Origin of the sequence: Streptomyces sp. D2-8 (genome assembly GCF_023184515.1) — a bacterium.
Taxonomy (GTDB): domain Bacteria; phylum Actinomycetota; class Actinomycetes; order Streptomycetales; family Streptomycetaceae; genus Streptomyces.
The window spans coordinates 74,124-89,253 of record NZ_JAAHBP010000023.1; the positions used below are offsets into that span (position 1 = coordinate 74,124).

The following is a 15,130-nucleotide window of genomic DNA, read 5'->3' on the forward strand; positions in this document are numbered from 1 at the left end:
CGGAGGAGGCGCACTGTCGCGCTGAAATGACAAAAAACGGCGGGTCGGCACCTGCGGTGGGAAGGAGCGGCATCGTGGGGGACTGGACACTGCGGGAGAGCCTGGACACCGCGTCGGGGACCGTGCGCTGGGACCGGTTCGGGGACCCCGGCGGCGAGCCGGTGGTGCTGCTGCACGGGACGCCCTTCTCGTCGTACGTGTGGCACGAGATCGCACCCGCCCTCGCCGGCGTCGGGCACCACGTGCACGTCTGGGACATGGCGGGCTACGGCACCTCCGGCATGCACCCCGGCCAGGACGTCTCGCTGGGCGCCCAGGGCCGGATCCTCGCCGAGCTGCTCGCGCACTGGGGGCTTCGGGAGCCGTCCGTGATCGCCCACGACTTCGGCGGGTGCGTGGCACTGCGTGCCCACCTCCTGCACGGCGCCCGCTACCGGCGGCTCGCGCTGGTCGACCCGGTGGCCCTGAAGCCCTGGGGTTCCCCCTTCTTCCGGCTGGTCGGCGAGCACAGCCAGGTGTTCGAGCAGCTCCCGGCAGCGCTGCACGAGGCCCTGGTGCGCGAGTACGTCTCCTCCGCCAGTCACCTCGGCCTGCGCCCCGCCACGCTCGACGCGCTGGTCGGGCCCTGGACGGGGGAGCAGGGCCAGGCCGCCTTCTACCGGCAGATCGCGCAGGCCGACCAGCGCTACACCGACGAGATCCAGCCGCTCTACCCGACAATCGACCTGCCCGTCACGGTGTGCTGGGGCACGGAGGACACCTGGATCCCCTTCGCCAGGGGGCAGGAGCTCGCCGCCCTGATCCCGGGCGCGCGGCTGGTGCCGGTCCCGGAGGCCGGTCATCTCGTCCCGCTGGACGCGCCGGCCCGGCTGACGAGCACGTTGCTCGCCTTCCTCACGGCCTGAGCGCCGTCCGACACCGGGGAACCATCAGGACCGCACAAAGTCCGACGAGATCATTGCTTCGTTTGTGTTCGAGTCCTAGGGTGTGCCTGCTCAGCAGTTGCTCCGTCACCGTCAGTTGCGGGCGTCCCAACAGAAACACCCATCAGTAAGGGGTGGTTGGGCGTCCCCTCTGACATGCCCTCAGTCCGTGCAGCACCCTGTCGAACCGAGGAAGGCCACGGTCATGCCGCACCCGCACTCGCACCCCTCTCCCGCCGACCGGCCGGTCGTCAGCCGTCGCCGACTGCTGGAGTCAGGAGCCGCCGTGCTCGGCGCGCTCGCCCTGTCCGCGTCGCCCGCCGCGGCGCACGCGGCCGGCCGGCGCCCGGCGGCGGACGGGCCTCCGGAGTGGAACGACGGCCTGAGTGTGTACCGGGTGGGCACCGAGCCACCGCACACCACCCTCATGCCCTACGCGGACCTCGGACAGGCGCTCAAGGGCGACCGCGAGCGCTCGCCGTACCGCCTGAGCCTCGACGGCACCTGGAAATTCGCCTACGTGGACCGCCCCGACGACCGGGACACCGACTTCCACCGCACCGACGTCGACGACTCGGGCTGGGACACCATCCCCGTGCCCTCGGCCTGGCAGATGCACGGCTACGACTTCCCGATCTACGTCAACATCACCTACCCCTGGTGGGGTCCCAACGGCGGTGGCGAGGAAACCCAGCCGCCGGCCGCCCCGACCCGCTACAACCCCGTCGGCCAGTACCGCCGCACGTTCACGCTGCCGCGCAACTGGTCCGGCCGCCGCACCTTCCTGCACTTCGAGGGCGTCAAGTCCGCCCACTACGTGTGGATCAACGGCGAGTTGGTGGGTTACCACGAGGACTCCTACACCTCCGCCGAGTACGACATCACCCGTCACCTCAAGCCGGGCACCAACCAGATCGCCGTCGAGGTCTATCGCTACTCCGACGCGGAGTGGCTGGAGGACCAGGACATGATCCGGCTGAGCGGCATCTTCCGCTCGGTGCACCTGTACTCCACGCCGAACGTGCACCTGCGCGACTTCCGCCTGGACACCCCGCTCGGCGACGGCTACACCTCCGCCGAGCTCGAGGTCACCGCGCACGTCCGCGACTACGGCGGCGAGGGCGCGGGCCGCTACACCGTCGAGACCCAGCTCTACGACGCGCGCGGCCACGCCGTCTGGTCCCGGCCCCTGAACCGGTCCGTCGACGTCCCCGACGGCGACGAGGCGACGGTCGAGGCGTCCAGAGCCGTCCCCTCGCCGAAGCTGTGGTCGGCCGAGCACCCGAACCTCTACACCGCCGTGCTCCGCCTGCGCGACCCGGCAGGCAAGGTGGTCGAGACCCTCTCGCACCGGGTCGGCTTCCGCGAGTTCGCGCTGAAGGACGGCCTGATGCGCATCAACGGAAAGCCGGTCTCCCTGCGCGGCGTCAACCGGCACGAGATGCACCCCGTCACCGGCTCGGCACTCACTCGCGCGCAGATGGTCGAGGACATCGAGATCATCAAGCGGCTCAACATCAACAGCGTCCGCACCTCGCACTACCCCAACAACCCGCTGTGGCTCGAACTCGCCGACGAGTACGGCCTGTACCTCGTGGACGAGACCAACCTCGAGACCCACGGCATCCGCGACAAGTTCCCCGGCAGCGGCCACCCGGAGTGGACCGAGGCGTGCGTGGTGCGCGCCCAGAACATGGTCCACCGCGACAAGAACCACGCCTCGGTGGTCATCTGGTCCCTCGGCAACGAGGCCGGCGGCGGCACCACCTTCAACGCCATGTACGACTGGATCCGCGGCTACGACCCCACGCGCGTCATCCAGTACGAGGGCGACGACCGCCCGGGCATCAGCGACATCCGCTCCGAGATGTACGACAGCCCGCAGCGGGTCGAGCAGCGCGCCAAGGACACGAGCGACACCCGGCCGTACGTGATGATCGAGTACTCCCACGGCATGGGGAACTCCAACGGCAACTTCAAGAAGTACTGGGACATCGTCCGCCGCCACGACGTCCTCCAGGGCGGCTGGATCTGGGACTTCGTCGACCAGGCCCTGCGCCGGCCCACCCCGTCCCGCAAGCTGCTGACCGAGTCCGGCCCGGGCTCGCTGCGCGGCGAGGTCATCGCGCCCGCCGGCACCTTCGACCGCGCCAAGGGCATCTCCGGCGGCACCGTCTTCCCCCGCGACTCCCGCCTCGACCTCACGGGCTCCCTCACGCTGGAGGCCTGGGTCACCCCGCACGTGACCGGCTTCCACCAGCCGATCATCGCCAAGGGCGACACCCAGTACGCCCTCAAGCAGACGGACAAGAACCTGGAGTTCTTCATCCACGGCGGCGGCCAGTGGGTCACCGCGAGCTGGGCGCTGCCCGACGGCTGGACCGGCAGGGAACACCACATCGCCGGTGTCTTCGACGCCGACGCCGGCACGCTCACCCTGTACGTCGACGGCCAGGTGCGCGGCACCCGGACCACCACCCGGCGCCCCGCCGACAACACCGCCTCCCTGTCACTCGCCACCGACATCGACAACCCGACCCGGGAGTTCAGCGGCACCATCCGCCGCGCCCGCGTGTACGCCCGCGCCCTGAGCGCCGCGGAACTGGCCTCGGAGACGCGCAAGCCGGGCGACGAGGGCGTGCGTTTCTGGTTCGACGCGGCCACCGTCGGCCTCACCGAGAAGCGCCCGCGCGACAAGACGTTCTACGCCTACGGCGGCGACTGGGGCGACAACCCCAACGACGGCGCCTTCTGCGGAAACGGCATCGTCACCGCCGACCGCGGCCTCACCGGCAAGTCCGCCGAGGTCAAGCAGATCTACCAGGCCGTCAACGCCACCCCGGCCTCGGGCGGTCCCGGCGCCGTCAAGCTCACCAACGAGTACTTGTTCACCAACCTCCGCGAGTTCGACGGCCGTTGGTCCCTCGTCGCCGACGGCAAGGTCGTCCAGCGCGGCCGGCTGACCCGCGACCAGCTGAACGTCGCACCGCTGAGCAGCAAGGACATCAGGATCCCGGTGCGGCTCCCGGCAAACCCCGAGCCCGGCACGGAGTACTTCCTCCAGCTCTCCTTCACCACCAGGGAAGCCACCCGGTGGGCCAAGGCCGGCTTCGAGGTGGCCAAGCAGCAACTCGCCCTCGACGCGGGCGGCCCGGCCGTGAAGCCCGCGCCGCTGCGAACCGTGCCCGCCCTCAGCCACACCGACGGGGACGAGATTGTCACCGTGAAGGGCAAGGGCTTCGCCGTCACCGTCGACAAGAGCACCGGAATCATCACCTCCTACGAGGCGGGCGGCATCCGGCTCATCACCTCCGGACCCGTCCCGAACTTCTGGCGGGCGCCCACCGACAACGACCGGGGCAACGGTCAGCACACCCGCAACCAGACGTGGCGCGACGCCGGAGCGAAGCGGAAGGTGGCAGACGTACGGGTGCGGCCCCTGGACGACCGGGCCGTCGAGGTCACCGTCACCGGCACGCTGCCCACCGGCACGGAGTCCACGTACAGCACGACGTACACGGTCTTCGGCAACGGCGAGATCAAGGTCGACAACACCCTGCACCCGGGCGCGGCGAACCTGCCCTACATCCCGGAGGTCGGCACCCTGCTGTTCCTGCCGAGGAGCCTGGACCGGCTGCACTACTACGGCCGGGGCCCCGAGGAGAACATGTGGGACCGCAACAACGCCACCGACGTGGGCCTGTACTCCGGCACCGTCTCCGGGCAGTGGACCCCGTACCTGCGCCCCCAGGAGAACGGCAACAAGACCGACGTCCGCTGGGCGGCGCTGACCGACGGCAGGGGGCGCGGACTGCTCGTGTCCGGTGAGCCGCTGCTGGAGGTGAACGCCTCGCACTTCACCCCCGAGGACCTGTCCGTCGGGGCCCGCCACGACTACCAGCTCACCCCTCGGGACGCGGTGGTCCTGCGGCTCAACCACCGCCAGATGGGCGTGGGCGGCGACAACAGCTGGGGCGCGCACACGCATGACGAGTTCAAGCTGCTTGCCGGCCGCGACTACGCGTACACCTACCGGCTGCGGCCGCTCACGCGCGTGAGCGAGGCGATGGAGGCCTCGCGACGGCCGACCGCCGGCGCGTAGACCGGGTCAGCGGCGCCGCCTCAGTCGGCGGCGTCGCTGATGCCCAGGCGCAGATGCTCCACGTGGTACACGGCCTGGTCGAGCAGTTCGGCGACATGGTGGTCGTGCAGCGCGTAGACCACCGAACGGCCCTGCCGCTCACCCACGACCAGGCCCAGATTGCGCAGCAGCCGCAGCTGGTGCGAGCAGGCCGACTGCTCCATGCCCACCTCGGCGGCCAACTCCGTGGCCGGCAGGGGGCCTTCGCGCAGCCGCGCCAGGATCAGCAGCCGGGACGGTGTGGACAGGGCCTGGAGCGTGGTGGCGACCTTCGCGACGTTGTCGGCGTCCAGGCGTACGCGCGCGCCGGCGTCCTGCACGGGGGTGACGGCTCCATGACCCATGACGTCATCGTACCGGCCCCGCACGAACACATGAATGAATCTTCATCTGTCCCGGTGGGGTGGTGGGGCGTGGGCACGTCGATGTCGGATTCTCGCCAGCCCCGCACCGCCCGGTGCCCGATCCTGGACGCATGCAGACGGGAATGCACACCGACACCGAGCGCTGCGTGCGCGCCGTCCGGTCCAAGGACGCACGGTTCGACGGCTGGTTCTTCACGGCCGTCCTGACCACCGGCATCTACTGCCGTCCCAGCTGCCCGGTGGTGCCGCCCAAGCCGGAGAACATGGTCTTCCACCCCAGCGCGGCGGCCTGTCAGCAGGCCGGGTTCCGGGCCTGCAAGCGCTGCCGGCCCGACACCAGCCCCGGCTCCCCGGAGTGGAACCAGCGCGCCGACCTCGTGGCCCGCGCCATGCGGCTGATCGCCGACGGCGTCGTGGACCGTGAGGGCGTGCCCGGCCTCGCCGGCCGGCTCGGCTACAGCACCCGGCAGGTCGAGCGGCAGCTGCTCGCCGAGCTGGGGGCGGGCCCCCTGGCGCTCGCCCGCGCCCAGCGCGCCCAGACGGCCCGGCTGCTCATCGAGACGACCGCCCTGCCCATGGCGCAGATCGCCTTCGCCGCCGGCTTCGCCTCGATCCGCACCTTCAACGACACGGTCCGCGAAGTCTTCGCCCTGCCCCCGGGCGAGCTGCGCGCCCGCGCCCCGAAGCGGCAGGGCGCGAGCACCCCCGGCGCCCTGTCGCTGCGGCTGCCGTTCCGCGTGCCGCTCAACCCCGACAACCTCTTCGGCCACCTCGCCGCGACGGCCGTACCCGGCGTGGAGGAGTGGCGCGACGGCTCCTACCGCCGCACCCTGCGCCTGCCGTACGGCCACGGCATCGTGGCCCTCACCCCGAACCCGGACCACATCGCCTGCCGCCTCACCCTCGGCGACCTGCGCGATCTGACCGTCGCCATCAGCCGCTGCCGCCGCCTGCTCGACCTGGACGCCGACCCCGTCGCGATCGACGACCAGCTCCGCACGGACCCCGTCCTGGCGCCGCTGGTCGACAAGGCACCCGGCCGGCGTGTGCCCCGCACGGTCGACGAGGCCGAGTTCGCCGTCCGGGCGGTGCTCGGCCAGCAGGTCTCCACCGCCGCCGCCCGCACCCACGCGGCCCGTCTGGTCACCGCGTACGGCGAACCGGTCGAGGACCCCGAGGGCGGCCTCACCCACCTCTTCCCGGCCCCCGAGGCCCTCGCGGCGCTCGACCCCGAGACGCTGGCGATGCCGCGCACCCGCCGCACGACCTTCACCACCCTGGTCCGCGCCCTCGCCGACGGCGACCTCCACCTGGGCGTCGAGAGCGACTGGCCCCAGGCCCGCGCCCGGCTCCTCGCCCTGCCCGGCTTCGGTCCCTGGACGGTGGACGTCATCGCCATGCGCGCGCTCGGCGACCCCGACGCCTTCCTCCCCACCGACCTCGGCATCCGCCGCGCCGCCCGGGAACTGGGCCTGCCGTCCACTCCCGCCGCGCTCACCGCACGCGCCGCGGCCTGGCGCCCCTGGCGGGCCTACGCGGTCCAGTACCTCTGGGCGACCGACAGCCACCCGATCAACTTCCTTCCGGTATAGGGACGTTCGATGAAGCAGCACACCGTGACCGACAGCCCGTACGGCCCCCTCACCCTCGTCGCCGACGACGGTGTCCTGTGCGGCCTCTACATGACCGACCAGCGCCACCGCCCGCCGCAGGAGAGCTTCGGCCTCCGCGACGACACCCTCTTCGGGGAGGTGCAGGAGCAGCTGAAGGCCTACTTCGCGGGCGAGCTCAAGGAGTTCACCGTCGCACTGCGCCTGGCCGGCACCCCGTTCCAGCGCACCGTCTGGGACCAGCTGCGCCGCATCCCCTACGGCGAGACCCGCACCTACGGCCAACTCGCCGACCTCCTCAGGGCCCCCGCCGCCTCCCGCGCGGTCGGCCTCGCCAACGGCCGCAACCCCATCGGCATCATCGTCCCCTGCCACCGCGTCATCGGCGCGAACGGGGGCCTGACGGGCTACGGGGGCGGGCTGGAGCGCAAGCGGCGCCTGCTGGACTTCGAACGCGGAGCCTCCCTTTTCTGACTCCGTAACTCATCGAATGTGACTGGAGCGGCACCACGGGCACGCCCCCGAGGAGACGTTCGCACGGGCCCTGCACTTCGCGTCCCTCCTGGCGGACTCCAAGGGGGACGCGGCGGGCGCCGCCAAGGTCATCGACCGGGTGCTGCGCAGTGACGCGCTCACGCGCCTGGCGGACCCGCGGGGCTCGCCTCGGCGGTGAGGCCGCGCAGCAGTTCGGGCAGCGCCGTGCCGATGGGTTCGCGGACGATCTCGTCGGCGCGGTCGTCGTACGGGGTGGGCTCGGCGTTCACGATGACCAGGCGGGCGCCGTGGTCGGCGGCGACACCGGCGAGGCCTGCGGCGGGCTGGACCTGAAGGCTCGTGCCGACGGCGACGAAGATCTGGCAGCCCTTGCTGATGGCGACCGCCTCGCCGAGGACGACGGGGTCGAGCCGCTCGCCGAACATCACCGTCGCCGACTTCAGGATCCCGCCGCACTCCCGGCACGGCGGGTCCTCCTCACCGGCCTCGACCCGCGCGAGCGCGTCCGTCATCGGGCCGCGGGCATGGCAGCCGGTGCACACGACACTCCGGGCCGTGCCGTGCAGTTCGAGCACCTTGCGGCCGGGCATCCCGGCGAGCTGGTGCAGCCCGTCCACGTTCTGCGTGATCACCCGCACCGGCACCCCGGACCGCTCCAGCTCGGCCACCGCCCGGTGCGCGGCGTTGGGCTCCGCCCGCACCGCCCGGTTCTCGCGCCGCATCCGCCAGGAGCGGCGGCGGATCTCCGCATCGCCCATGTAGTACTCGTACGTGACGAGCTTCTCGGCCTCCGGATCCCGCCGCCACAGCCCGTTCGGCCCGCGGTAGTCGGGGATGCCGGAGTCCGTGCTGATACCGGCACCGGTGAGCAGGGCGACGAGGGGCTTGGCCATGTCGCCGAGGGTAGGCCGGGCCGTGGGGGAGCGGCGAACGGATATCGCGGTGCCCCGGACCGGTGTTACTGTCCGCCCATGGCCAAGGTCACTGTCTCGCTCGACGCCGAACTCGTCGTGGAAGCCATGGTGCTCGCCGGGGTGGGCAGTCCCCAGGACGCCGTGGAACTCGTCGTCCGCGACTACGTCGAGCGCGGTCACCGCACCGAGGCCCGCGTGGCCGCACGCGACGAGGCGCTGCGCGAGGTCGACGTCAAACCCCGGGACGTCGAGGCCTGAGCAGCCGGCGCCGTTCAGGCGACCCGGTGCCCGTTCTCCAGCTCCGCCGTGCCCGAGCCGTCCGCCAGGACGTCGAGGGCGGCCAGGACGCGACCCCCGAGGGCGCCCGGCAGATACTCGGTCAGCTCCTCGCGCGGGACCAGCCGCCAGGACAGCAGCTCCTCCTCCTGGAGGCGGATCGCCTTGAACTCGTCCTCGCTCAGCACCCCGCCGTCGTAGAGGTACGCCACCAGCGGCGGACGGCCCGTGCCGTGCACCCAGTCCACCGCCAGCAGCCGGCCGGGCTCCCGGTCCAGGCCGATCTCCTCGGCCGTCTCGCGCCGCGCCCCCTGCCGCGGGGTCTCGCCGTCGTCGGACTCGACGGTGCCGCCGGGCAGCGCCCAGCCCTCCCGGTAGTTGGGTTCGACGAGCAGCACACGGCCCTCGCCGTCCCGGAACAGCGCGGCGGCGCCGGCCAGGACGCGGGGCAGGGACGCGATGTAGGCGGCGAAGTCAGATGAGGAGGTCACCGGTGCAGGGTAGCCATCGGATCCCGGCGCATCCATCGGCGGTCAGGCCACCGGCTCCGCCAGCCGCAGCGTCCGTTCCGCCAGCTCGCTGATCCGCACCCCGTCGTAGCCGAACACCGCGCTGCGGACCGTGTCCTCCAGCGGGGCCTTCCACTGGTCGGGGATGGCCGCCGCCCCGCCGAACACGCCGGCCACCGAGCCCGCGGTCGCGCCGTTGGAGTCGGTGTCCAGGCCGCCGCGCACGGTCAGGGTGATGGTGCGGGTGAAGTCGCCGTCGCCGTAGAGCAGACCGGCGGTGAGGACGGCCGCGTTCGGGACGGTGTGGATCCAGCCCATCCCGGTGGTCTCCTCGGCGACCGTGGTGAGCGTGTCCTCCCAGGACATCCGGGTGTCGTGCAGGGAGACCACCCGGCGTACGGTGCGGGCCAGGCGGCTGCTCGCCGGGATCACGGCCAAGGCCTGGTCGACGGCGTGCCGCACCGACCGCGCCGTGAACGCCGCCGAGATCAGCGCCGCCGCCCACATCGCCCCGTAGACCCCGTTGCCGGTGTGCGACAGCACCGCGTCCCGCCGGGCGAGCGAGGCGGCGCGGCGCGGGGCGCCCGGGCAGGTCCAGCCGAAGACGTCGGCGCGGATGAGGGCGCCGATCCACTCCTGGTACGGGTTGTCGTACGTCGCCGTCAGCGGCGGCTTCAGCCCGTTGGCGAGATTGCGGTACGCGGCCCGCTCGGCGGTGAACGTCTGCAGGTACGGCAGCCGCAGCAGCCACAGGTCGCCGACCTGCTCGGTGCTGAAGCCGAAGCCGTGGGTCTCCAGCAGGTCGAGGCCGAGGATCGCGTAGTCGATGTCGTCGTCACGGCAGCTGCCGTGGACGCGGCCGCGGACGCACTGGCGCCATTCGGGGCGCAGCGGCGGTCCGTCGTCGCCGACGGGCTCGGGCAGGTAGTCGGTGAGGGGGAGGGCCGCGGCTTGTCTGAGGTAGCGGTCGATACGGTCGCGTGTCCACACTTCGCCCTGTTCGACCGGCTTGCCGAGCATGTTTCCCGCGATGCGGCCCGTCCAGCCGCCGAGGATGCGGCCGGTCAGATCTGTCTCGGTGTGTGCTGGGGCCATGGTTACGGTCTACCCGCATCGGCGGCGGCGTGCCCTCGGGGCGGCGGTCCAGGGGATGGGCACGAGCTGACGGCGGCGGCGTCCTCCGGTTAAGGTCACAACGGCGCGACTGGCCTTGACATGCGTGAGGGCCCGGAGAGCAAGGGGAGTGCAAGTGGCGGACGCTGCAGTGAGCGACACCCGGAAGGCACAGCGGGTGCTCGTCGCCGCGGACAAGTTCAAGGGGTCGCTGACGGCCGTGGAGGTCGCCGAGCGGATCACGGCGGGGCTGCGCCGGGCCGTACCGGACCTTGAGGTCGAGGCGCTGCCCGTGGCCGACGGCGGCGACGGGACCGTGGCCGCGGCGGTCGCGGCCGGCTTCGAGCGCCGGGAGGTACGGGTCGCCGGTCCCCTCGGCGACGAGGTGACGGCGGCGTTCGCGCTGCGCGACGGCACCGCGGTCGTGGAGATGGCCGAGGCGAGCGGGCTCCAGCGGCTACCCGCCGGGGTCTTCGCCCCACTCACGGCGTCCACGTACGGCTCCGGCGAGCTGCTGCGGGCCGCGCTGGACGCGGGCGCCCGCACCATCGTCTTCGGGGTCGGCGGCAGCGCCACCACCGACGGCGGCGCCGGGATGCTGTCGGCGCTGGGCGCCCGGTTCCTGGACGCCGACGGGGAGCCGGTGCCTCCGGGCGGCGGCGGCCTCGCCGAGCTGGCCACCGCCGACCTGTCGGGACTCGACCCGCGCCTCGACGAGGTCGAGCTGGTCCTCGCGAGCGACGTCGACAACCCGCTGACCGGCCCGAAGGGCGCCCCCGCGGTCTACGGCCCGCAGAAGGGCGCCGCACCCGACGACGTGGAGGCCCTGGACACCGCCCTCGCGCACTTCGCGAAGGTGCTTCAGGGCCCGGCCGGCCCGAAGGCCGCCGCGTACGCGGCGGCGCCGGGTGCGGGCGCGGCGGGCGGCATCGGCTACGGCGCCCTGCTGCTGGGCGCCCGGTTCCGCCCCGGCATCGAGGTCATGCTCGACGTCCTGGGCTTCGCCCCCGCCCTGGACCGTGCCGACCTGGTCATCACCGGTGAGGGCTCCCTCGACGAGCAGACCCTCCACGGCAAGGCCCCGGCGGGCGTCGCCGCGGCGGCCCGTGCCGCGGACAAGGACGTCGTGGCGGTCTGCGGCCGCCTCGCCCTGCCGCCCCAGATCCTGGGCCGCGCCGGTTTCCGCCGGGCCTACCCCCTGACGGACGCGGAACCGGACGTGGCGAAGTGCATCGCCGAGGCGGGGCCGATCCTGGAGCGGGTCGCGGAACGCATCGCCAGGGATTTCCTGACCTGAGCCTCTTCTGACCTGAGCCTCTTCAGGACATCCTCAGGACAAGCGAAGGGCCCCGGACCGAATCGGTCCGGGGCCCCAGCCATGTCAACGCCACGAGGTCACGGCAGCTGTGCCGCCCGCGCCTCGCGCCGGTTGTCACGGAAGGTGTTCACCCGGCGGGCCGTGGCGAACAGCGGGATCGTCGCCGCCATCACGATCTGCAGCGCGCAGCCCATCTGGAGCAGCACCTGGCCGCCCGGCGCGTCGAACGCCCACGCCGCCAGCATGCCCATGGCCGACACGATCCAGCAGAGCATCGCCACCGCGAGGATGCCCCGCGGCTTCGGGTACTGGACCCGGCTCACCATCAGCCACGCGGTGCCGACGACCGCCAGCAGCGTCGCCTCGAACGGCAGCTCGAGCAGCACGATCGAGACGACCGTGAGTGCGCCGAACGGCGAGGGCATGCCCTGGAAGGTGCCGTCCTTCACCGTCACGCACGAGAACCGCGCGAGTCGCAGGACCACCGCCAGCAGTACGACGATCGCTCCGACCGCGGCTACTCGCTGGTGCGCGTCGTTCGCGACCATGCCGTAGACGAGCACGAAGTACGCCGGCGCCAGACCGAAGCTGATCAGGTCGGAGAGGTTGTCCAGCTCGGCGCCCATGGGGGAGGAGCGCAGCTTGCGCGCCACCAGGCCGTCGAAGAGGTCGAAGACCGCCGCGCAGAGCATGAGGATGACCGCCGTGGCCGCGCTGTGGCGGGCCATGCCGGTCTCCTGGCTGCCCGTGAGGTGCGGGATCAGGATGCCGGTGGTGGTGAAGTACACCGCCATGAAGCCGCACGTGGCGTTGCCGAGTGTCAGGGTGTCCGCTATCGACAGGCGAAGAGAGAGGGGCATCTCCTCTTCTTCGTCGACCTCGTCGGCCTCCGGGACCCAGCCGGCCTTGGTATCAGGATCAATCACGGTCAATGCGAGTCACCCCAGCCACGGTCTTCTGACCGACCTCGACCGCCACCTCCACGCCCTCGGGCAGGTAGAGGTCGACGCGCGAGCCGAAGCGGATCAGGCCGATCCGCTCGCCCTGCTCGACCTTCGTGCCCTGGGGCAGGTAAGGGACGATGCGGCGGGCGACCGCGCCGGCGATCTGGATCATCTCGATGTCGCCGAGCTCGGTGTCGAAGTGCCAGACGACACGCTCGTTGTTCTCGCTCTCCTTGTTGAAGGCGGGAACGAAGCCACCGGGTACGTGCTCGACCGACGTCACCGTGCCGGCCAGCGGCGCGCGGTTGACGTGGACGTTGAGCGGGCTCATGAAGATCGCGACGCGCGTGCGGCCGTCCTTCCACGGCATGATGCTCTGCACCACACCGTCGGCGGGCGAGATGACCCGGCCCTGGGTGATCTCACGCTCGGGGTCTCGGAAGAACCACAGCATCCCCGCCGCGAGCGCGGTGGCGGGAACGGCGACGGCCTTGGCGGCGCCGGAGCGCCGGGCCCGGGCCAGGCTGAGGGCTGCGGTGGCGACGGTCGGAAGGAGCCACGGCGATGCTCCGCGCGCGAGGCGTACGCCGACCCGGCTGTCGCGTGGTGCAGAGGTTTGGCTGTGGGGCATGGATGACCTTCGTAGCGGATGATGCCGCACTCTGACGGGGGACGGCGGCTTTCCGGCGATCGTAGCGGCTCGGGGCCGTAACTGGGTAAGCCAGGCAGCCGAGTCGGCGGCAGAAGAGTGCTGACGGGGTGTGATCTTCTTCTCCAAGAAAACACCCCGTATCCGGACATCTAGCCCTGGAATCGATACTCTTCGAGCAGCCGCCTGCCAATGATCATTTTCTGGATCTCGGCGGTACCTTCACCGATGAGCAGCATCGGAGCCTCACGATAGAGGCGCTCGATCTCGTACTCCTTGGAGAAGCCGTAGCCGCCGTGGATCCGGAAGGCGTCTTCGACGACCTCCTTGCAGTACTCGGAGGCGAGGTACTTCGCCATCCCGGCCTCGAGGTCGTTTCGCTCCCCGGAGTCCTTTTTGCGTGCTGCGTTCACCATCATCGCATGGGCGGCCTCGACCTTGGTAGCCATCTCCGCCAGCTTGAACTGGATCGCCTGGTGCTGGGCGATCGGCTTCCCGAAGGTGTGACGCTGCTGCGCGTACCGGACGCCCAGCTCGAACGCACGCTGAGCGACACCGCAGCCACGCGCCGCCACATTGACGCGGCCGACCTCCACGCCGTCCATCATCTGGTAGAAACCACGGCCAGTGACCCCGCCGAGCACCCGATTCGCAGGAATCCGCAGGCCATCCATGATGAGTTCGGTGGTGTCGACCCCCTTGTAGCCCATCTTGTCGATCTTGCCGGGGATCGTGAGGCCGGGACGCACCTCGCCGAAACCGGGCTCCTTCTCGACGAGGAAGGTCGTCATCGACTTGTGGGGCGCGGTGCCCTCGGGGTGACCTTCGTCACTCTTTACCAGAACGGCCACCAGAGACGACGTTCCGCCGTTCGTCAGCCACATCTTCTGGCCGTTCAGGACGTACTCCTCGCCGTCCTTCACCGCCTTCGACGTGATCGCCGACACGTCCGAGCCGAGGGCCGGCTCCGACATCGAGAACGCACCCCGGATGTCACCGGCCGCCATCCTCGGCAGGAAGTGGTCCTTCTGCTCCTGCGTGCCGTGCTGCTTGAGCATGTACGCCACGATGAAGTGGGTGTTGATGATGCCGGACACCGACATCCACCCCCGGGCGATCTCCTCCACGCACAGCGCGTAGGTCAGGAGCGACTCGCCCAGGCCCCCGTACTCCTCGGGGATCATCAGGCCGAACAGGCCCAACTCCTTCAGCCCGTCGACGATCTGCTGCGGGTACTCGTCGCGGTGCTCCAGCTCCGTGGCGACCGGAATGATCTCCTTGTCCACGAAGTCCCGGACGGTGGACAGGATCTCCTGCTGGATGTCGGTCAGACCGGCGGTCTGGGCGAGTCGCGCCATGGCTACTTCTCCTGCTCCCTGAGCTCGGGGCGGCCGGGCTGCTCGCCGCCGCGCTCCTTGATGTACGTCTCGGTCGGCACCATCACCTTGCGGCGGAACACGCAGACCAGCGTGCCGTCCTGCTTGTAGCCCTTGGTCTCGACGTAGACGATGCCGCGGTCGTTCTTCGACTTCGACGGCCACTTGTCGAGCACGGTCGTCTGGCCGTAGATCGTGTCGCCGTGGAAGGTCGGCGCCACGTGCTTCAGCGACTCGATCTCCAGGTTGGCGATCGCCTTGCCGGAGATGTCCGGCACGGACATGCCGAGCAGCAGCGAGTAGATGTAGTTGCCCACGACGACGTTCTTGCCGAAGTCCGTCGTCTTCTCCGCATAGTTCGTGTCCATGTGGAGAGGGTGGTGGTTCATGGTGAGGAGACAGAACAGGTGGTCGTCGTACTCCGTGACCGTCTTGCCCGGCCAGTGCTTGTACGTCGCCCCGACCTCGAACTCCTCGTAGGTGCGCCCGAACTGCAT

General features: G+C 71.0%; 14 protein-coding genes and 1 pseudogene. 7 read left to right on the forward strand and 8 right to left on the reverse strand.

Annotated elements, in window-relative coordinates:
• Nucleotides 1–74: 74 nt before the first annotated feature.
• Both G3I77_RS32570 and G3I77_RS32575 read left to right on the forward strand, forming a co-directional pair.
• The gene (locus tag G3I77_RS32570) at nt 75–905 is read left to right on the forward strand and encodes an alpha/beta fold hydrolase (protein WP_248509420.1); all 831 of its coding nucleotides are present in this window, start codon (nt 75–77) and stop codon (nt 903–905) included.
• A gap of 223 nt (nt 906–1,128) precedes the next feature.
• The gene (locus tag G3I77_RS32575) at nt 1,129–5,025 is read left to right on the forward strand and encodes a glycoside hydrolase family 2 TIM barrel-domain containing protein (protein WP_248509584.1); all 3,897 of its coding nucleotides are present in this window, start codon (nt 1,129–1,131) and stop codon (nt 5,023–5,025) included.
• A 20-nt stretch (nt 5,026–5,045) separates the two neighbouring features.
• Here the strand turns inward: G3I77_RS32575 and G3I77_RS32580 are convergent, their stop codons facing one another.
• Nucleotides 5,046–5,408, reverse strand: a complete 363-nt coding sequence (locus G3I77_RS32580; protein WP_248509422.1) for a metalloregulator ArsR/SmtB family transcription factor — start codon at nt 5,406–5,408, stop codon at nt 5,046–5,048.
• A gap of 131 nt (nt 5,409–5,539) precedes the next feature.
• On the opposite strand from G3I77_RS32580, the gene G3I77_RS32585 reads away from it, so the two are divergent.
• The 3 genes and pseudogenes from G3I77_RS32585 to G3I77_RS32595 all read left to right on the forward strand — a co-directional run.
• On the forward strand, nt 5,540–7,021 hold the full coding sequence (locus tag G3I77_RS32585; RefSeq protein ID WP_282574234.1) for an AlkA N-terminal domain-containing protein: 1,482 nt from the start codon (nt 5,540–5,542) through the stop codon (nt 7,019–7,021).
• A gap of 9 nt (nt 7,022–7,030) precedes the next feature.
• Nucleotides 7,031–7,513 carry a methylated-DNA--[protein]-cysteine S-methyltransferase gene (locus tag G3I77_RS32590; protein WP_248509423.1) on the forward strand — a complete coding sequence of 161 codons (483 nt, stop codon included), beginning with the start codon at nt 7,031–7,033 and terminating at the stop codon, nt 7,511–7,513.
• 34 nt (nt 7,514–7,547) lie between these two features.
• A pseudogene (locus tag G3I77_RS32595) lies at nt 7,548–7,658 on the forward strand (VOC family protein); the annotation flags it as partial.
• Nucleotides 7,659–7,671: 13 nt separating this feature from the next.
• On the opposite strand, the gene G3I77_RS32600 reads toward G3I77_RS32595, so the two are convergent.
• Nucleotides 7,672–8,427 carry a Sir2 family NAD-dependent protein deacetylase gene (locus tag G3I77_RS32600; protein WP_248509425.1) on the reverse strand — a complete coding sequence of 252 codons (756 nt, stop codon included), beginning with the start codon at nt 8,425–8,427 and terminating at the stop codon, nt 7,672–7,674.
• Nucleotides 8,428–8,505: 78 nt separating this feature from the next.
• On the opposite strand from G3I77_RS32600, the gene G3I77_RS32605 reads away from it, so the two are divergent.
• Nucleotides 8,506–8,706, forward strand: a complete 201-nt coding sequence (locus tag G3I77_RS32605; RefSeq protein WP_248509427.1) for a type II toxin-antitoxin system VapB family antitoxin — start codon at nt 8,506–8,508, stop codon at nt 8,704–8,706.
• Between the two features lie 14 nt (nt 8,707–8,720).
• Here G3I77_RS32605 and G3I77_RS32610 read toward each other — a convergent pair whose 3' ends face one another.
• Complete coding sequence (locus G3I77_RS32610; RefSeq protein WP_248509428.1) at nt 8,721–9,215, reverse strand: NUDIX hydrolase; 495 nt, start codon at nt 9,213–9,215, stop codon at nt 8,721–8,723.
• A 42-nt stretch (nt 9,216–9,257) separates the two neighbouring features.
• Nucleotides 9,258–10,328, reverse strand: coding sequence for an ADP-ribosylglycohydrolase family protein (locus G3I77_RS32615; protein ID WP_248509429.1), 1,071 nt, complete (start codon nt 10,326–10,328; stop codon nt 9,258–9,260).
• A 196-nt stretch (nt 10,329–10,524) separates the two neighbouring features.
• On the opposite strand from G3I77_RS32615, the gene G3I77_RS32620 reads away from it, so the two are divergent.
• Nucleotides 10,525–11,643 (forward strand): glycerate kinase, encoded by a 1,119-nt coding sequence (locus G3I77_RS32620; protein ID WP_248509587.1) that lies wholly within the window; start codon nt 10,525–10,527, stop codon nt 11,641–11,643.
• 98 nt (nt 11,644–11,741) lie between these two features.
• Here the strand turns inward: G3I77_RS32620 and pssA are convergent, their stop codons facing one another.
• The 4 genes from pssA to G3I77_RS32640 form a co-directional block, all read right to left on the reverse strand.
• Entirely contained in the window at nt 11,742–12,596 is an 855-nt protein-coding gene (pssA, locus tag G3I77_RS32625) for a CDP-diacylglycerol--serine O-phosphatidyltransferase (protein ID WP_248509430.1), read from the reverse strand.
• Nucleotides 12,583–13,239: a phosphatidylserine decarboxylase gene (locus G3I77_RS32630; RefSeq protein ID WP_248509431.1), complete on the reverse strand. Its 657-nt coding sequence runs from the start codon at nt 13,237–13,239 to the stop codon at nt 12,583–12,585. Before G3I77_RS32630 ends, pssA begins: the two co-directional genes overlap by 14 nt.
• Before the next feature lie 170 nt (nt 13,240–13,409).
• Entirely contained in the window at nt 13,410–14,615 is a 1,206-nt protein-coding gene (locus tag G3I77_RS32635; protein WP_248509434.1) for an acyl-CoA dehydrogenase family protein, read from the reverse strand.
• 2 nt (nt 14,616–14,617) lie between these two features.
• Nucleotides 14,618–15,130, reverse strand: a complete 513-nt coding sequence (locus G3I77_RS32640) for a MaoC family dehydratase (protein WP_030843910.1) — start codon at nt 15,128–15,130, stop codon at nt 14,618–14,620.